Source organism: Acuticoccus yangtzensis, assembly GCF_001927245.1.
GTDB lineage: Bacteria > Pseudomonadota > Alphaproteobacteria > Rhizobiales > Amorphaceae > Acuticoccus > Acuticoccus yangtzensis.
The window spans coordinates 167,077-184,505 of the sequence record NZ_MJUX01000009.1 but is presented as its reverse complement, the minus strand read 5'-3'; the positions used below and the strand labels follow the sequence as shown (position 1 = coordinate 184,505).

Below are 17,429 nucleotides of genomic sequence, written 5' to 3'. Positions count from 1 at the left end.
GTCCTCCGATCGCGGCTCTCGGGGCCGCGTTTCGAGGACGGTGGCCGAACCTCACGGGCCGGTAAAGTGAGCCTTCTCGCTCTGCGAAGATTCCTTCTCGCGGAACGAGAAGAAATTTACTCGGCGGGCGCCACGTCGCACCGTCAGGAGAGCCGGCCGCGCTTCCACTGGCCGCCCATCGAAGCCGTCCACCGGCCGACCACCATGTTCACCAGCGCCAGCACCACGCCGATCACCAGAAGCGCCAGCAGCGCGCGCAGCAGCCCGGCGAGGAAGGCCGGGTCGAGAGCGGGGAAGGGGAAGGCCATCAGCGCCTCGCCCCGCTCCATCATCCAGTGCCAGGCCGTGTGCACCACCAGCGCCGAGACGATGACGACGCCGATCCGCTCCGGCACCAGCTTCGCAAACGCCAGCCGCAGCAGCGGCACCATCACGATGAGCGCGGCGATCTGGCCCGCCTCCACCCCCAGATTGAACGCCGCCAGCGCCGTCACGAGGTGCGTTCCCGCGAACTGGAACTCCTCGACCAGCAGGAACGAGAAGCCGAAGCCGTGGATCAGCCCGAAGCAGAAGGTGACGATCCAGCGCCGTTCGAGCTCGCGGCCCGCCCGCGCCGCGCCTCGCCGCCCGCGCCCCACCGCGAAGACGATGTTTTCGAGCGCCATCCAGAGGATCGTTGCGGCGATCAGCGTCTCGATCAGCGGCCCGAACCACAGCGCGTTGGGCACGAAGCCGAACGCCGCCGCGGCGAGCGACAGGCTGTGCGCCACCGTGAACGAGGTGACGAGGACGAGGAGCGGGCCGACCCGCAGGAAGGGCACCACCAGGCACAGCAGGAAGAGGAGATGGTCGACCCCGCCCAGAATGTGCTCGAACCCCGACACGAAGAAGCGCCGCGCCGCGTCGACCGCGGAGGGGTCGAGCTGGAGAAGGCCTGGATTGCCGGTGAACTCGAACGCCCTCACGCCCCCGTCCGGCGGCAGGTAACGCAACGTGGTGTCTACCCTCAGCGCGAACTGCTCGACCCCGAAGCGCAGCGCGAAACGGGAGGTGTCGGAGGCGATGGGGTAGGTCAGGAGCACGTCCAGCATCTGCTGGTTCCAGTAGAGGTCGAGGTCGTCGGCGAGCTTGGGCTCGAAGAGGTGGGCGCGCGCCGTCTCGAAGCTCGTGAAGGCGCGGTTCGACGGCAGCGACACCCGCACCGCCGTCACCTCGGGCTTGGCGAGGAGGCGGCCGTCCTCGGTGACGTCGATGTTGTCGGTCAGCCAGAGCTTGACCGCGTTGCGCAGCGCCGGATCGGCCTCCGAGACGGTCAGATAGTCCCGCCCGTGCTTGGGAAAGTCGACCTCGATGAGCGCGCGCATCGGCACCCGCAGCAGGAGTTCGAGCCGCTCTTCCGCCGGTTTGACGAAGCCGGTGATGCGGATGTCGGCCGGCGTGTCGTGCGCCAGCGCCGGCCGGGCCGATCCTGCGACCATTACTGCGATGAGGCCGGCGAGCGCCCCGACGGCGGCCAGAACAAGTGCGGCGAGCCGGAGGGCGCGCATATGGGCGGGCGATCGGCCGCCGGGCGCGCTCGCGGTGGCGGCGCGCGGGCCGCGGGTGGATACCATCATCGTCGTCTCCCCTCGGGGTTCCGTCCTGTGGCCAGCGGATTCCCCGGCAATGTCCTCGACATGACCGTTCATCTGATCATTTTGTCAACAATATTGCATGACAAGTATCGCGCACTTGATAAAGTGTTTGCAGGTCGATGGCCCGAAAAATCATCAGACCCGACCGGATAGCAAAGAAGAATCAAAACGTTACCGGAGGAAATATCACATGCCTTTGCAAAATCTACGGCGCTTTGCTTGGAGCGCCGGCGTGCTGGCCTTGGGCGGCGCGCTCTGGTTCGGCCAGGCCGCCCTCGAGACCCAGGCGCAGGACGCCAGCGTCGAAGGACCGATGTTCGAGGTCGATCCCTTCTGGCCCAAGCCGTTGCCGAACAACTGGCTTCTCGGCATGGCGATCGGCCTCTGGGTCGACGACGAGGACCACATCTGGATGATCCACCGCGGCTCCTCCACCCTCGACGACAACGAGAAGACCGCCGAGCTGGAGCCGAAGGTCACGCAGGGCTGCTGCACCGGCGCGCCGCCCGTCCTGGTGTTCGACAAGGAGGGCAACCTCCTCGATTCCTGGGGCGGTCCGGGCGAGGGCTATGACTGGCCGGCCTCCAACCACGGCCTCCACGTCGACTACAAGGGCAACGTGTGGATCGGCGGCAACGGCGCCGACGACGCGATGGTCCTGAAGTTCACCAAGGACGGCAAGTTCCTGATGCAGGTCGGCGGATCGGGCACGAACGCGGGCAGCAACGACGAGGAGAATTTCGGCCGCGTCGCCAAGATCTGGGTCGATCCAGAGACCAACGAGGCCTACCTCGCCGACGGCTACGGCAACAAGCGCGTCGCGGTGATCGACGCCGACACCGGCGAGATGAAGCGCTTCTGGGGCGCCTACGGCAACAAGCCCGACGACACCGACCTCGGCCCCTACGACCCCGACGCCGAGCCCGCCCAACAGTTCCGCAACCCGGTCCACTGCGTCGAGCGCGCCGTCGACGGGCTCGTCTACGTGTGTGACCGCGTCAACAACCGACTGCAGATCTTCCAGCCGGACGGCACCTTCGTGAAGGAGGCCTTCTACGCCAAGGAGACGCTCGGCGCCGGGTCGACCTGGGACATCGCCTTCTCGCCCGATCCCGAGCAGCGCTTCGTCTACCTCGCCGACGGGATGAACCGCGTGGTGCGTATCCTGGAGCGGGAATCGCTGGAGGAAATCAGCGCCTTCGGTGGCGGCGGGCGCCAGCCGGGCCAGTTCTACGGCGTCCACAGCATCGCGGTCGATTCGGACGGCAACGTCTACACGACCGAGACCTGGGAAGGAAAACGCATCCAGAAGTTCGTGAACAAGGGCATCGGCCAGATCGAACGCGACCAGGGCACCGCCTGGCCCCGCTCGTAGGCAGCGCCTCGGGCGCGTCGCCGGTTCCGAGCGGACCGGCGGCGCGCCTCCTAAACCGGGGCGGCGCCGGTGACGCCGACGAGCACCGCCCACGAGCCGGCATGACCCGTCGCAAGAAGATCCTCTACAGCGCGGTGCACGAGGTGCTGGAGTACGACGATGTCCGGCTGCTGATGGCCGCCGGGTTCGACGTCTTCAGCATCAACACCCACGACGTGTCCTCCGCCGACAGCTACGGCAATCCGGCCTGCCGCGGCAATCGGCTGCGCGGGCCGATCCCCGGCGCCGGCCAGGCCGAGGATCTCGCCGCCGCCGAGGCCGGCGGCGTCACCAAGCCGAACGGCGTGCGCAGGTTCTCGGCCGATTTCATCGACCGCTTCGACGCCGTGATCATCAATCACGAAACCGACCTGATCCTCGGCAACATCGACGCCTTGAGGCGGCGCCCGCTGATCCGCCGCACCCTCGGCCAGACGACGACCGCGGACGAGATGAGGCTGCGCCCGGTCGCGCCGCATCTGACCGTGGTCCGCTATTCGCCGCGCGAGACGCATCCGGACTGGCTCCCCGCCGACGCCGTCATCGCGTTCGGCAAATTTCCCGAGGATTATCCCCGCTGGCGCGGCGGCCCGCGGCTCGTCACCTTCTGCAACCATCTGGAGCGCGCCGGTGCCAGCCCGTCGCGCGGGGACTATGAGCGCATCGTCGCGGGTCACGAGACGGGCCTCTACGGGCTCGGCAACGAGGCGATCCCGTTCGCCAGGGGTGTCGCGCCGCCCGCCCTGCAGCTGGACCTGATCCGCGATTGCCGCGCCTATGTCTACGCGCATAGCCTCGTCGCCAGCTACACGCTCAATCTCATCGAGGCAATGTTCGTCGGCGCGCCGATCGTGGCGCCCTCGGCCCGCTTCGTGTCTGAGAACGCCCCGCCGGACTGGTGGCCCGCCCGTTACGCCGTGGAGGACCTCCTCGGCGATGGGGCCGGCCACCTCTACGACACCGTCGAGGACGCCCGCCGCCTGATCGCCCACATCTCGGCCGCACGAGGCGACCCGGACCAGGACGCGCGCGCCACTGAGACGCGCTACCGCGCGCGGACAATGTTCGACGCGCACGCCGTCGCGGCAGAGTGGAAGGCGCTGATCGACCGGATCACCTGAGCGGGCCGCTCCCCGTGAGGCGCCCAGCGGCTCGCCGACGCCCCGATCAGTCGCCAACCGCCACGTAGAGATCGCCGCCCTCGCGGTAGCGCCGGGCCATCTCGGCGTGGCCACTCGAGTGCTGCGGGCAGGGATTGTCGGAAACGTCCGTTTGGAATGAGTTGCGATGTGATGGCCTGCGCCGACGCTCTCAGCGTGTGGCCTGCGACACACTCCATGCTCAGTGGTCCCCGTCTCTACGAGGAGGTCGAACACTTGCTGGAACGTCGCCTGAAGGGGGTCCCAATCCCCTTCGGTTGCCCCGACGCAGCGATTGCGGAGTGCCGGGCGCGGGCCTCCGCCAGTGCCTTCAACGGCCTGGCGCCGGAGACCGCCAGGCCGCCATATCGCTCGCCGCGTATAAAACGCCGGATCGCCTGCCCGATCCCGGGATCAGAAGCCCAGCGCCAGGCCGTCTTTGCGCTGGTCGGAGCCGGCGAGGAGGACGCCCGCGCGGTCGATCCAGATCGCCTGGGAGCCGCCGATGGGCGTTTTCACAACGTCCACCGCATGACCCCACTGGCGCAGCGTCTCGCGCGTGGCGTCGTCGACGGTCGGCTCCACTTGGAGCTTGCCGCCGAACGCGAAGGCGCGGGGGGCATCCATCGCGGCCTGAACGTCGAGCCCCTGGTCGAGCATCCCGGAGAGGAACGCCGCCTGACCCGCGGCCTGATAGTGCCCGCCCATCACGCCGAACGGCATCACGGTGCGGCCCTCGCGGCGCAGCATCGCCGGGATGATGGTGTGCATCGGCCGGCGGCCCGGCATCAGCGCGTTCGGATGCCCCTCGATCAGCCGGAACGACGCGCCGCGCGAGTGGAAGAGGACGCCGGTCTCGGGATCCATGATCCCGGAGCCAAAGCCGTGGAACAGCGAGTTGATGAAGGAGACAGCGTTCCCGTCCCCGTCCACCACGCACAGATAGACGGTGTCCTTGTGCTCCGGCTCGTCCCAGAGCGATGCGGGACCGGCGCGGCCCGGCTGGATCCGCGCCGCGAGAGCCTGTGCGCGGGCGGGCGAGAGAAGGCGCTCGACGAGGTCGTCCATCCCGGCGGGATCGCCGAGGAGCTCGTCGCGGTGGTGGTAGGCCTGCTTCGTCGCCTCGGCGTGGATGTGGATGCGCTCGGCGAGGGGGACATCCGGCCCGAGGTCGAATTGGGAGAGGATGTTGAGGATGAGGAGCGCCACGACGCCCTGCCCGTTGGGCGGGCATTCGAGCACCTCGTAACCGCGATAGTTCATGCCGATGGGGTCGACGTAGACGGCGGTGTCGGCCCCGTTCGCGAAATCCTCCTCGGTGTGGACGCCGCCGAGCGCGCTCAGCGCCGCGACCATCGCGCGCGCGGTGGCGCCGGTGTAGAACGCCGCGGCGCCGCCGGCCGCCACCTCACGCAGACGCGCGCCGAGGCGCGGCTGGCTGTGCCGCTCACCGAACCGCGGGGCGCGGCCACCCGGCAGAAGTATCGCCTTCGCCCCTTCGTTGCCGTTGAGGAGCCGCTCGGCGAGCGCCCAGTCGGCGGCGACGCGGGCGGTGACGGGGTAGCCGTTTTCCGCATAGTCGATCGCCGCGGCGAACACGCGCTCCAGCGGCAGCCGGCCGTGGTCGCCATGCAGCGTCGTCCAGGCGCTGATCGCGCCGGGGACGGTGACGGCGTGAGGGCTCGCCTGCGGGATTTCGGTCAGCCCCGCGTCGGTCAGCCGCGCGACGCTGGCGCCCGCGGGGGCCCGGCCGGACCCGTTGAGCGCGACCGGCGCACCGCCGGCCGGGGCGTAGATCGCAAAGCAGTCGCCCGCGATACCGGTCATGTGGGGTTCGACGACGCACTGCACGGCGACCGCGGCGATCGCCGCATCGACGGCGTTGCCGCCGTCCGCGAGGATCGCGAGCGCCGCGCTCGTGGCCAGCGGATGGGAGGTGGCGACGGCGGCGTCACGCGCCAATGTGGGCGAGCGGCCGGGAAGGAAGAGGTTGCGCAAGAAACCAGTCCTGAAGGGGGGCGGTGGATCAAGGGGTAGCGCCGACCGGCGCGGGGGTCCAGTCGGCGCGTATGACCCGGCGCGGCCGGGTTGGTCTATAGGACAGCATCGGGATTGGAAGGGGCCGCGTCGCCGCGCTCGGCCGGCCCGCCGGGCGATCCGGTCAGCGGATGGATGCAGGCGGCATGTCGTCCCGGCAGCACCCGTCCGAGCGGTGGGTCGAGCGCCAGGCAGTCGTCCTGCCGGCGCGGGCAGCGGCCGGCGAAGCGGCAGCCGGGCGGCAGGTTGACGGGGCTGGGGATCTCGCCCGGCAGCGGCTCGGCGATGGGCTCGAAGAAAGCCGGAGCCGCCCGCCGCAGCGCGGCCGAATAGGGGTGGGCCGGCGCGTTCAACACATCGTTGGTCGGCCCCGTCTCGACGATCCGGCCGAGATAGAGCACCGCGATCTCCTGGCAGAGATAGCTCGCGACGCCGAGATCGTGGGTGATGAAGACGAGCGTCAGCCCCATGGTGCGCTTCAGGTCCGCGAGGAGATTGAGAAGCTGCGCCTGGGTCGACACGTCGAGGCCCGACACCGCCTCGTCGGCGACGAGGACGGACGGCTCGGAAGCGAGCGCCCGGGCGATCGCCACCCGCCGGACCTGCCCCCCGGAGAGACCCGCCGGGTAGGCCTTCGCCACATCCGCCGGCAGGCCGACTCGCGCCAGAAGCGCTGCGACACGCGCCGGGATCTCCTTCTCGGCGCAGAGGCGGAAATGGCGGATCGGCTCGGCGATCAGCGCTTCGACCGACATGCGCGGGTTCAGCGAGCCGCGCGCGTCCTGGTAGATCATCGCGACGTCGCGGTGGAACGGCGCGCGGAGGCCCTTGCGCGCCTCGACGATCGGCCGGCCGCGGAAGAGGGCCTGCCCGTTGGAGGGTTCGTTGAGGCCGAGGAGGATGCGCACCAGCGTCGACTTGCCGGACCCGCTCTCGCCGACGAGGGCGAGCGAGGTGTTCTGTTTGATGCGCAGCCGCACGCCGTCCAGCGCCGGCAGCCGCAGCGTCTCGCGCTTGAGAGGCCCGGTGGCCCGGGTGATGGTGAAGATCTTCTCGACGTCGAGAAGCTCGAAGATCGGGGCGCCTTCTTCGCTCATGCCGCTTCCGCCTTCGGGACGCCGACAGGGTTCCAGCAGGCGACGTTCCGCCCGTCGCGCGGGACCAGGGGCGGCTTCTCCCCGGCGCAGCGCGGCAGCGCGTTCGGGCAGCGCGTGGCGAAGCGGCAGCCTGCCGGCATCGCGTCGTAGGAGGGAACGCTCCCCTCCGGCGGCGTCAGCTCGGCCGTGCCGATTTCGAGGACGCACGACTTCAGGAGCGCCGTGTAAGGGTGGCGCGGGTCGGAGAGGAGCGTCTTCGCGTCGCCCGCCTCCATCACCTGCCCGGCATACAGCACCACCACCTCGTCGCAGCTCTGCGAGGCGAGCGCCAGATCGTGCAGGACGAAGATGCAGGAGGAGCCGTGCGCCCGCACCTCGTCGAGGATGAGGCGCATGATCTGCGCCTGGATGGTGACGTCGAGCGCGGAGGTCGGCTCATCGGCGAACAGAAGCGCCGGATTGCCGGACAGGGCGATGGCGATCATCACGCGCTGCTGCATGCCGCCCGACAACTCGTGCGGGTAAGCGCCGAGCCGGGCAGCAGCATCCGGGATGCCGACGCTCTCCAGAAGCTCCACCGCCCGCGCCCTCGCCGCCTTGCGCGAGAGGCCGAGATTACGCCGCAGCGTCGAGACGATCTGCCCGCCGACGGTGTAGCACGGGTCGAGCGCGGCGCCGGCATCCTGGAAGATCATGGCGAGGCGCCGGCCGCGAATGCGGGTCCAGGCGCGCGGACGCAGCGTGAAGAGGTCGCCGGTGTCCTCCAGGATCGCCTTGCCCTCCACGCTCGCCTCGGCGCGCGTCAGAAGCCCCATCAGCGCGACGGCGATGGTCGACTTGCCCGCTCCCGATTCACCGACGAGGGCGAGGGTGCCGCCCTTCGGCACGTCGAACGACACGTCGTCGAGGATGCGGCGCGAGCCACGGTGGAGCGTCAGGTTCTGGACCGACAGGAGAGCCGTCATGATCCGCCCCGCTGCATTTTTGGGTCGAACTCTTCGCGGATGCCGTCGCCGACGATGGAAAGGGCGATGAGGAGGATTGCGAGTGCAGCGCCGGGCATCCCCGCCATCCACGGTGCGAAGGAGACGAACGCGCGCCCCTCGGAGATCATCAGCCCCCAGTCGGGCGTCGGCGGGGTGACGCCGATGCCGAGGAAGGAGAGCGAAGAGGAGACGAGGATCGCCTCGGAGATGCGGATCGTGACCTGCACGGCGAGCGGGTAGACGACGTTCGGCAGGATGTGGCGCCACACGACGGTGAGCCAGGCGAGACCCATCAGCCCGGCCGCCTCGACGAAGAGCTGGGCGCGCACCTGCATCACGTCGGCGCGCACGGTGCGCGCGAACGGGCCGATGAGGGCGACGCCGACGGCGTAGATCACCTTGTCGACCCCCTGGCCGAGGATGGCGATGAACGCGACCGCGAGGATCAGCGAGGGGAGCGCCAGAATGCTGTCGACGATGCGCATCAGCACCCACTCGGTGCGTCCGCCCGCAAGTCCCGCCGCCATGCCGAGGACGAGGCCGCCGAGCGCGCCGATCGCCACCGCGCCGAGGCCGATGCCGAGCGCATAGCGCGCCCCGAACAGGATGCGCGAGAGGATGTCCTGCCCGTAGGAATCGGTGCCGAGGAGGTGGCCGGCGGTGGCGGGCGGCGCCATCATCGCGCCGATGTCCTGGTAAGTCGGGTCCCACGGGGCGAAGACGGGGGCGAAGGCCGCCGACACGACGAAACCGGCGGCGACGAGAAGCGCCAGCGTGAAGAAAGGCCGGCGCACGAACATCGTGAGGCGCCGCCGGCGGCGCACCGGCGGGACGGTGGCGGGTGCGGGCGTAGCGCCATCGAGGAGGGTCATCGGGAGGGCCTCAATCGCGGATCGAGGATCGGATAGGCGAGGTCGACGGCAAGGTTCACGAGGACGAATAGTGTCGCCGTCATCATGATGCCGGCCTGGACGATGCCGTACTCACGGTTGAGGACGGCGTTGGTGATCATCTGCCCCGCGCCCGGCAGGGAGAAGACGGTCTCCGTCAGCACCGCCCCCTGTAGGAGCACGCCGAGCTGGAGGCCGATGATCGTCACGAGCGGCATCAGGATGTTGCGCACGCCGTGGACCCAGACGACGCGCCAGCCGGGTTCGCCGCGCGCGCGGGCGGCGGCGATGTAGGGGCTTTCCAGCGCCTCGACCAGGTTGGCGCGGGTGAGGCGCACGATCATCGCCATGAAGTAGGTGGAGAGCGTGAAGGCCGGCAGCACCATGTGATAGAGGCCGCCCCAGAAGTCCTCCCACGGCGCGACGAAGCCCATCACCGGGAACATCGCGAACTTCACCCCGAACACCCAGATGAGGACGATCCCGAGGAAGAAGGACGGGAAGGCGGTCCCGGTCAGCGCGAAGGCGGCCGATCCGGCGTCCCACAGCGTATCCTTCTTCACGGCGGACAAAACGCCGAGCGGTACGCCGATGAGGATGGCGAGCCCCAGCGCGAACACCGCGAGTGTCAACGTGACCGGCAGCGCCTCGACGAAGGCATAGGTGAAGATGTCGGCGCGCGCCGTGTAGGACGTCCCCCAGTCCCCGCGCACGAAGTCGGCGAGCCAAGTGACGTACTGTTCCACGACGGGCCGGTCCAGGCCGAGCTCGGCGAGCATGTCCTGGTGCGCCTCCTCGGAATACTCGTTCCCGAGGGCGATCTCGATGGGGTCTCCGGGGGCAAGCTTCAGGAGGGTGAAGCTCGCCACCGACACGAGGAACAGCACGAACAGGGTCTGAAAGACCTTGCCCGCGATGAAGCGGAACATCAGGCGAGCGACACCGTGTGGAGGTTGAGAAGATCAGCCGGCACGTACTGGAACCCTTCCACGTTGGCAGCGAGAACCTTGTAGACCTTGATGTGCGCGACGATGGCGATCGGGGCCTCATCCATCAGGATGTCTTCGGCCTCGTAGTAGAGCTTGCGCCGCTCTTCGACGTCGAGGATCACCTGGGCTTGCTTGCACAGGTCGTCGAACTTGGCGCTTTCCCATCCGGGGAAGTTCCAGGCGCCGCCGGTCTTGAACTCGGGGTAGAGCGTCTCGTCCGGATCGAGGTCGGCAGACCACAGGAAGTCGAACATGTCGAAGTCGCCCGAGTTGCGGCGCTTCACCCAGTTCGCCGCCTCGATGAGTTCGAGGTTCGCCTTGATGCCGATCTGGGCGAGCATCGGCGCGACACCCTGCGCGATGCGCGTGCCGGTCGGCCCGCTCGTCTCGCTCATCATGTAGTTGACGGTGATCTCGCCCTGGTTCGCGGCCTTGGCGCGCCACTCCTTGGCCTTGGTGAGGTCGAAGTGCTGGCCGCGGCCGGAGGCGGCGATTTCGGGATCGTAAAAGTCCGTCATCGGCGGAGAGATCGGCGAGTAGGCCTGGATCGCGTTGCCGAAATAGGCCTGCTTCAGCAGCGTCTCGCGGTCGATGGCCGCGGCGACGGCGCGGCGCAGGTTGATGTCGTCGAACGGCGCCCGCCGCGTATTCATCGCGACATAGGTATAGTTGCCTTCGACGTCGCCGTAGAGCTCGGTCCGGGGGTTGGCCGTGATCTGCGGGACGAGCTGGTACGGGCAGTCGGTCATCGCGTCGATCTGCCCGGCGAACATCGCCGCGACCGCCGAGGACGGCTCGTTCATGATGACGAACGTCACGCGCTCGAGCTTCGGGAGGCCCTCCTCGAAATAGTCCGGGTTGGCTTCCAGCTCGATCCGGTCGTTCTCGCGCCAGGACACGAATTTGAACGGGCCGGTTCCGACCGGATTGCGCCCGTAGTCGGTGCCGTATTTCTCCACCGCGGCCGGCGAGACGATCGTTCCGGCGCGCCCGGTCGACCCGGTCATCGCGACCGGGAAGAAGGCGTAGGGCGTGGAGAAGGTGAGGCGGACCGTGAGGGGATCCAGGATCTCGATGGTGTCGAGCAACTCCAGCTTCCAGGCGTGCGGCGAGGTGGGCTCGCCCTCCTTCACGCGCAAGAGCGAGGCTTTGACCGCCTCTGCGTCGCAGGGGGTGCCGTCGTGGAACATGACGCCTTCGCGCAGCTTGAAGACGTGCGTCTTGTCGTCGATCAGGTCCCAGGTCTCGGCAAGGTCAGGCTCGAAGCGGACCGCTTCGCCGTCGTAGGTGATCTTCAGAAGACCATTGTGGATGTTGTTGATGACCTGGATCGCCGACAGGAAGCCGGTGAAATGCGGGTCCAGCGTGTCGATGTGGTTGAGCGCGGCGACGCGCAGGTGGCCTGACTGCTGGGCACGCGCTCCCTTCGGCATCAGGAGACCGCCGGCTGCGGCCATTCCGGCGCTGGCGGCCATCCCCTTCAGAACGGTGCGGCGTCCGAGCTTGGCTGCGAGACGCTCGGCGAGGATCTTACGGTGATCGACTTCGGTCATCGTGAACAGGCTCTTCGGTGATGTGTGGCGTCGCGGATGGTTATCGCGGAGGTGAATGGACCACGCACCGGACCCCCGCGCAATGCCCGATTGCTTAATCCGCGAACAATTTTCCGGGCTGCCTCTTATGTATGCAGGCAGCACAATGCGCGGCGGCGAGTCGTCCATTTTGGTGGCGGATTTTCCTAGCCGACCCCTCCGCAGCGCCGCGGTCCGGGGCCTGCGGAGTGGGCGGCGCCGTTGCCCGCAGGTGCGCGCGCGGCCGATCGTGCGCCGCCGTCGACGCCCAATGGCGTCTCGGTTGCCTGGCCTGCCCCGCTCGAGCGGATACCGACGCCAAGCGTTCCAAGGACGGAGTGATGAGCGAACGACGTCGACGGTTCGCGGCGGGTACGATCCGGAACCAGGGTCTTTCGGCAACCGGGCGTGATCGTTATAGCGGAGGGGAGCGCTGTGTCTGCGCTACAGCACGCGCGGCAAGGAGGCGCCGGAAGGTTGGTCGCTGAACGCGACGATGCCGATGATGGACGAAGGCTCTTACAAGGTGGCCGACGCCTTCATCGACAAGCTCAGCACGGATGACGAGTGCGCGCGCCTCGGTCTCGAGCTCTAAGTGCGGACGGTTCGGTTTGAGCCGCCGTTAAAGCCGGAGCGCACGGGAGCGGAAAAAAAATATCCGCTCCCTGATCGCCCACCGCCAGTGTCCGGCATCGCCGCAAGGGCGCCCCGCCCGTCGGTCCGGCTACTTGTCCCGCGGGCCGGGAACCGTGCCGGTCTTCTCCGGGATCAGGAAGTCGAAGTCGCAGCCTTCGTCCGCCTGCGTGACCGTCTGGAGGAACAGGCGCTTGTAGCCGCGGTCGGCGCCCGGATGCACCGGCGCCACGAACGCCTCGCGACGGGCCGCCAGCTCCTCGTCCGACACCTCCAACGTCAGCGAGCGGTTCGGAACGTCGAGGGCGATCATGTCGCCCGTCCGCACCAGCGCCAGAGGGCCGCCGTCGGCCGACTCGGGCGTCACGTGCAGGACGATCGTGCCCGACGCGGTGCCGCTCATCCGCGCGTCGGAGATGCGGACCATGTCCTTCACGCCCTTCGCCGCGATCTTCTTGGGGATCGGCATGTAGCCGGCTTCCGGCATCCCCGGCGCGCCCTTCGGCCCCGCGTTCTGCAGGACGAGGATGTCGTCCTCGCTCACGTCGAGGTCCGGATCGTCAACCCGCGCGCCCATGTCGGCGACCGAAGAGAAGACCACCGCGCGGCCCCGGTGGGTCATCAGGGCAGGGCTCGCGGCCGACTGCTTCACGATCGCCCCGCCCGGGGCGAGGTTGCCGCGCAGCACCGCCATGCCGCCCTCGGGATAGAACGGCCGGCTGACGGGGGAGACGATGGACTGCGACCATCCGCCCGGCATCGCGTCGATATTTTCGCCGAGGGTGCGGCCGGTGACGGTGATGCAGTCGAGGTGGAGGTGATCCTTCAGCTCGCGCAGGATCGTCGGCAGGCCCCCGGCGCGGTGGAGGTCCTCCATGTAGTTCATGCCGGACGGCTTCAGGTCGACGAGAACGGGGACGGATCGGCCCATCGCGTCGAAGGCGTCGAGGTCGAGCTTCAGACCGGCGCGGCCGGCGATGGCGGCGAGATGGACGATGCCGTTGGTCGACCCGCCGGTGGCGAGCAGCACCGTGAGAGCATTCTCGAACGCCTTCTGCGTCATGATGCGCGCCGGCGTCAGCCCCTCCGCGGCCAGCGAAACGGCGAGGCGGCCGCTGGTCTCGGCGATGCGGCGGCGGTCGGCGGACACCGCCGGGGGCGTCGCCCCGCCGGGCGCCATCATCCCCAGCGCCTCGGTGACGAGCGCCATCGTCGACGCCGTGCCCATCACGCCGCAGGTGCCGCCGCCGGGCACGAGCTGGTTGTTGACGTCGGCGATCTCCTCGCCGTCGATCTCCCCGGCGCGATAGCGGGCCCAGAACCTACGACAATCGGTGCACGCCCCGACACGCTCGCCGCGATGGCTGCCCGTCATCATCGGCCCGGTGACGAGCTGGATCGCCGGCACGTTCGCGCTGACGGCGCCCATGAGCTGGGCCGGTACGGTCTTGTCGCAGCCGCCGATCAGCACCACCGCGTCCATCGGCTGGGCGCGCACCATCTCCTCGGTGTCCATCGACATCAGGTTGCGCGTGAACATGGACGTCGGGAAGGCGAAGCTCTCATGGATCGAGATCGTCGGGAACGGCACCGGAAGCGCCCCGGCCAGCATTACCCCGCGCTTCACCGCCTCCACGAGGTCGGGCACGTTGGCGTGGCAGGCGTTGTAGCCGGAGAAGGTGTCCGCGATGCCGACGATGGGGCGATCGAGCGCGTCGTCGGAATAGCCCATGCCCTTGATGAAGGCCTTGCGCAGGAACAGCGAGAACGCGGAATCACCGTAGCTCGTCAGCCCCTTCTTCAGTCCGCGTGCGTCGTCTTCGGCCATCTTTTGCATCCTTGAAATCGAGCCGGCATCAAATCGACCTGGCCCCCGGATTGTCAACAATATGTTTGACAGGTTTCCATCCGCGGTGTTTGTTCGCCACAAGCGCCGCAAGAGGCGCACGCGAAAAGACGAACAACGGGAGGAACGACCATGAAGACCTCAATGATGGCGCTTGCCCTTTCGGCAGCACTCGGCACCACGGCCTTCACTCCGGCTGTCGCGCAGGACTATCCGGCCTCGGATGTCACCGTGATGCAGGGGTTCAAGGCCGGCGGCGGTTCGGACGCGCTGGCGCAGCTCGTGCAGCCGTTCCTCGCGGAGGAGCTCGGCGTCAATTTCGTCAACGAGTACATTCCGGGCGCCACGGGCGCGATCGCGTGGACGCGGCTCGCCAAGCAGACCAAGGCCGACGGCGGCACGATCAGCATCACCAACACGCCGATGCTGACGACCAACTACATCATGAACCCGTCGATCACCTACAACATCTCCGAGCTGACCCCGATCGCCAACATCGTGACCGATCCGGGCATCGCCGTCGTCGCGGCGGACAGCCCGTTCAACACGTTCGAGGACTTCGTGAACGCCGCGCGGGCGAACCCTGCGACCGTGACCGTCGGCAACTCCGGCGTCGGCGGCGACGACTACTTCACCTCGCTGCAGTTCGAGCGGGCGGCCGGCGTGCAGCTCCAGAAGGTGCCCTTCCAGGGCGACGGCCCGTCGTGGACGGCGGCCATGGGCGGCAAGATCGACGCGAGCTTCACCAATGTCGGCGTCTCGTTCCCGCAGATCGAGCAGGGCAACCTGAAGGCGCTCGCCGTCTTCGCCGAGGAGCGCCTGCCGGACCTGCCGGACGTCCCCACCGCGCGTGAGTTGGGCTACGACCTCGTCGCCGGCTCCTCGCGCGGCTACAGCGGCCCCGCCGGTTTCCCGCCCGAGGCGCTGCAGCAGATGATCGACGCCATGCAGCGGGTCGTTGACAATCCGGAGTTCCAGAAGGCCGCCGCCGAGCGCGCGATGAACATCGACTTCATCTCGGGCGATGACTACGCCGCCATGCTGAAGAAGCAGGAAGAGCAGTACACGCAGATCTGGGACGAGATCAAAGACGAAGTCCGCAACCAGTAAGACCCCATCGCGTGCGGACGGGGGCCGCCCCGTCCGCATGGCCCGCGACAAACGACGGAGGAATTGCGATGGGGCGTGTCATCGTCGCGCTGGCCGGGATCGGTCTCGTCATCTTCATGTGGGGGGAAGCGGCAAACTATCCGCCGACCGCCCGCAAACTGCCCGACCTTCTCGGCTGGGCCGTTCTCGTTCTCGCCGTGCTCGCCATCGCACAGGAGCTGCTGCAGTGGGGGAAGGCCCGCCTCGCCGGAGAGGGTGACGCTGAGGCGATCCCCTCATCCCCGGTCGACTGGCGCGGCATCGGCCTCGGCGCGGGCTTCGTCGCGCTGATCGTCGCCTATGCGTGGTCCATCGAGATCGTCGGCTACATGGTCGCGACGCCGCTCTTCCTCGCCTTGCCGCTCCTCGCGCTGCGTCCGGTGCGCCTCCCGGTCGCCGTGCTCACGATCGCCGTCGTCACCGCCGTCATCTACGGCGTGTTCGTCTGGTTCCTGAGGCTCAACATCCCGCTGTTCCCGGCGTTCTGAGGATATTCGTATGGAGTCCTTCCTCTGGATCGGCCTCGCCAACGTCGTCGACCCGATCAACATCGTGGCGATCTTCGCCGGGACGATGATCGGCATGTTCGTCGGCGCGATGCCCGGTCTCTCGGCGACGATGGCCATCGCGCTCCTGCTCCCTCTCACCTACTCCCTGCGGCCGGAGACGGGGCTCGCGATGCTCGCCTCGCTCTACATCGCGGCGATGTACGGCGGCTCGATCGCCGCGATCCTTCTGCGCACACCCGGCACACCCGCCGCCGCCGCGACCGTGATGGACGGCCACCCGATGGCCCGCAAAGGGCAGGCCGGCAAGGCGCTCGGCCTCTCCCTGACCGCCTCCCTCATCGGCGGCGTCATATCCTCGATCGTCCTCCTCACCGTCGCGCCGCTCCTCGGCCGCGTCGTCTTGAACTTCGGGCCGGTGGAGATCTTCGCCGTCGCCGTCCTCGGCATCACCATCATCGGCACGCTCTCGCAGGGCACGGCCGTTCTCGGCCTCTTCTCCGGTGCGCTCGGCCTTCTCCTCGCCACCGTGGGGATGGACCTCACCACCGGGACGCCCCGCTTCACGTTCGGCATCCTCGACCTCTTCTCGGGCATCAACTTCACCGTCGCGCTGATCGGCCTGTTCTCCATTCCCCAGGCCGTCCGGCTCATCGTGGAGGGCAATCCGAAGGACGAGGACCGGGTGTCCAGCCTGCGTGACCGGATGCTGCCGACGCTGCGCGAGTTCGTGAACCTCCTGCCCAACAGCCTGCGCTCCAGCGCGATCGGCGTCTTCACGGGGCTCATCCCCGGCACCGGCGGCGACACGGCCTCGTGGTTCGCCTACAACGAGGCGAAGCGCTTCGCCCGCAACAAGTCGGAGTTCGGGACGGGCACGCCGGCCGGCGTCGTTGCCCCGGAGGCTGCGAACAACGCCGTCGTCGGCGGCGCGCTGATCCCCACCATCGCCCTCGGCATCCCGGGATCGTCGTCCACCGCGGTTCTGCTCGGCGGATTGATGGTGCACGGCATCCTGCCCGGACCGTCGCTGATGACCGACCATGGCGACGTCACCTACACCCTCCTGTGGGCGGTGCTGCTGGCGAACGTCGCTCTCTTCTTCGTGGGCCTGTTCTTCACCCGCGCCTGCGTGGCGGTCACGAAGATCCCGAACCGGGTCGTCGGCCCCGTCATCGTCGTCCTGTCGGTGATCGGCGCCTACGCGATCAACAATTCCATGTTCGACATCGGGCTCATGATCGCGTTCGGGCTGCTCGGCCTTGCCTTCGACACGTTCCGCATCCCGACGCCGCCGCTGGTGATCGGCCTCATCCTCGGCCCGATCCTCGATACGACGCTCCAACAGTCGCTGCTCATCGGCCGAGGCGATTGGATGGTCTTCCTCTCCAATCCCATCTCGGCGACGCTTCTGGCGATCGCGCTCCTGTCCGCGCTGCAGGCGACCCCGTTGTTCGGCGTCCTCGGACGGGCCATGAAGCGGCGGCCGGCCGGCGGGCAGCCCGCCCCCGGCGGAACCGAATAAAGACGCGGAGAAA

The 17,429-nt window shown here is 68.4% G+C and carries 13 protein-coding genes; 5 read left to right on the top strand and 8 right to left on the bottom strand.

The window, feature by feature from the left end; genetic code table 11:
- Positions 1-143 precede the first annotated feature (143 nt).
- Entirely contained in the window at positions 144-1,616 is a 1,473-nt protein-coding gene (locus tag BIX52_RS19335; RefSeq protein ID WP_075222738.1) for a HupE/UreJ family protein, read from the bottom strand.
- A gap of 250 nt (positions 1,617-1,866) precedes the next feature.
- Here BIX52_RS19335 and BIX52_RS19330 point away from each other — a divergent pair, with 250 nt between their 5' ends.
- Together BIX52_RS19330 and BIX52_RS19325 are read left to right on the top strand one after the other, a co-directional pair.
- The gene (locus BIX52_RS19330) at positions 1,867-3,009 is read left to right on the top strand and encodes an NHL repeat-containing protein (RefSeq protein WP_205647757.1); all 1,143 of its coding nucleotides are present in this window, start codon (positions 1,867-1,869) and stop codon (positions 3,007-3,009) included.
- Positions 3,010-3,110: 101 nt separating this feature from the next.
- A complete protein-coding gene (locus BIX52_RS19325) occupies positions 3,111-4,169 on the top strand; it encodes a glycosyltransferase (protein ID WP_075222737.1) in 1,059 nt (352 codons plus the stop codon).
- Positions 4,170-4,601: 432 nt separating this feature from the next.
- On the opposite strand, the gene BIX52_RS19320 is transcribed toward BIX52_RS19325, so the two are convergent.
- The 7 genes from BIX52_RS19320 to BIX52_RS19290 all read right to left on the bottom strand — a co-directional run bounded on the left by BIX52_RS19320 (position 4,602) and on the right by BIX52_RS19290 (position 14,218).
- Positions 4,602-6,185 carry a gamma-glutamyltransferase family protein gene (locus BIX52_RS19320; protein ID WP_075222736.1) on the bottom strand — a complete coding sequence of 528 codons (1,584 nt, stop codon included), beginning with the start codon at positions 6,183-6,185 and terminating at the stop codon, positions 4,602-4,604.
- 95 nt (positions 6,186-6,280) lie between these two features.
- The gene (locus BIX52_RS19315; RefSeq protein WP_075222735.1) at positions 6,281-7,321 is read right to left on the bottom strand and encodes an ABC transporter ATP-binding protein; all 1,041 of its coding nucleotides are present in this window, start codon (positions 7,319-7,321) and stop codon (positions 6,281-6,283) included.
- The gene (locus BIX52_RS19310; RefSeq protein WP_075222734.1) at positions 7,318-8,286 is read right to left on the bottom strand and encodes an ABC transporter ATP-binding protein; all 969 of its coding nucleotides are present in this window, start codon (positions 8,284-8,286) and stop codon (positions 7,318-7,320) included. The genes BIX52_RS19315 and BIX52_RS19310 overlap by 4 nt, the downstream gene beginning before the upstream one ends.
- Positions 8,283-9,179 (bottom strand): ABC transporter permease, encoded by an 897-nt coding sequence (locus tag BIX52_RS19305; RefSeq protein ID WP_075222733.1) that lies wholly within the window; start codon positions 9,177-9,179, stop codon positions 8,283-8,285. The genes BIX52_RS19310 and BIX52_RS19305 overlap by 4 nt, the downstream gene beginning before the upstream one ends.
- The gene (locus tag BIX52_RS19300) at positions 9,176-10,126 is read right to left on the bottom strand and encodes an ABC transporter permease (protein ID WP_075222732.1); all 951 of its coding nucleotides are present in this window, start codon (positions 10,124-10,126) and stop codon (positions 9,176-9,178) included. Before BIX52_RS19300 ends, BIX52_RS19305 begins: the two co-directional genes overlap by 4 nt.
- Positions 10,126-11,739, bottom strand: a complete 1,614-nt coding sequence (locus BIX52_RS19295) for an ABC transporter substrate-binding protein (RefSeq protein ID WP_075222731.1) — start codon at positions 11,737-11,739, stop codon at positions 10,126-10,128. The genes BIX52_RS19300 and BIX52_RS19295 overlap by 1 nt, the downstream gene beginning before the upstream one ends.
- A 742-nt stretch (positions 11,740-12,481) precedes the next feature.
- Positions 12,482-14,218 (bottom strand): IlvD/Edd family dehydratase, encoded by a 1,737-nt coding sequence (locus BIX52_RS19290; protein ID WP_075222730.1) that lies wholly within the window; start codon positions 14,216-14,218, stop codon positions 12,482-12,484.
- Between the two features lie 150 nt (positions 14,219-14,368).
- On the opposite strand from BIX52_RS19290, the gene BIX52_RS19285 reads away from it, so the two are divergent.
- From BIX52_RS19285 to BIX52_RS19275, 3 genes are all read left to right on the top strand, one after another.
- The gene (locus BIX52_RS19285) at positions 14,369-15,346 is read left to right on the top strand and encodes a Bug family tripartite tricarboxylate transporter substrate binding protein (protein WP_205647758.1); all 978 of its coding nucleotides are present in this window, start codon (positions 14,369-14,371) and stop codon (positions 15,344-15,346) included.
- Positions 15,347-15,414: 68 nt separating this feature from the next.
- Positions 15,415-15,873 carry a tripartite tricarboxylate transporter TctB family protein gene (locus tag BIX52_RS19280; RefSeq protein ID WP_075222729.1) on the top strand — a complete coding sequence of 153 codons (459 nt, stop codon included), beginning with the start codon at positions 15,415-15,417 and terminating at the stop codon, positions 15,871-15,873.
- Positions 15,874-15,883: 10 nt separating this feature from the next.
- Positions 15,884-17,416 (top strand): tripartite tricarboxylate transporter permease, encoded by a 1,533-nt coding sequence (locus tag BIX52_RS19275; protein WP_075222728.1) that lies wholly within the window; start codon positions 15,884-15,886, stop codon positions 17,414-17,416.
- Positions 17,417-17,429 lie beyond the last annotated feature (13 nt).

Excerpts from the sequence above, each read along its gene's own strand:
- BIX52_RS19335 (WP_075222738.1), bottom strand. The coding sequence starts at position 1,616 with ATGATGGTATCCACCCGCGGCCCGCGCGCCGCCACCGCGAGCGCGCCC.
- BIX52_RS19325 (WP_075222737.1), top strand. The coding sequence starts at position 3,111 with ATGACCCGTCGCAAGAAGATCCTCTACAGCGCGGTGCACGAGGTGCTG.
- BIX52_RS19315 (WP_075222735.1), bottom strand. The coding sequence starts at position 7,321 with ATGAGCGAAGAAGGCGCCCCGATCTTCGAGCTTCTCGACGTCGAGAAG.
- BIX52_RS19310 (WP_075222734.1), bottom strand. The coding sequence starts at position 8,286 with ATGACGGCTCTCCTGTCGGTCCAGAACCTGACGCTCCACCGTGGCTCG.
- BIX52_RS19305 (WP_075222733.1), bottom strand. The coding sequence starts at position 9,179 with ATGACCCTCCTCGATGGCGCTACGCCCGCACCCGCCACCGTCCCGCCG.
- BIX52_RS19300 (WP_075222732.1), bottom strand. The coding sequence starts at position 10,126 with ATGTTCCGCTTCATCGCGGGCAAGGTCTTTCAGACCCTGTTCGTGCTG.
- BIX52_RS19295 (WP_075222731.1), bottom strand. The coding sequence starts at position 11,739 with ATGACCGAAGTCGATCACCGTAAGATCCTCGCCGAGCGTCTCGCAGCC.
- BIX52_RS19290 (WP_075222730.1), bottom strand. The coding sequence starts at position 14,218 with ATGGCCGAAGACGACGCACGCGGACTGAAGAAGGGGCTGACGAGCTAC.
- BIX52_RS19285 (WP_205647758.1), top strand. The coding sequence starts at position 14,369 with ATGAAGACCTCAATGATGGCGCTTGCCCTTTCGGCAGCACTCGGCACC.
- BIX52_RS19280 (WP_075222729.1), top strand. The coding sequence starts at position 15,415 with ATGGGGCGTGTCATCGTCGCGCTGGCCGGGATCGGTCTCGTCATCTTC.
- BIX52_RS19275 (WP_075222728.1), top strand. The coding sequence starts at position 15,884 with ATGGAGTCCTTCCTCTGGATCGGCCTCGCCAACGTCGTCGACCCGATC.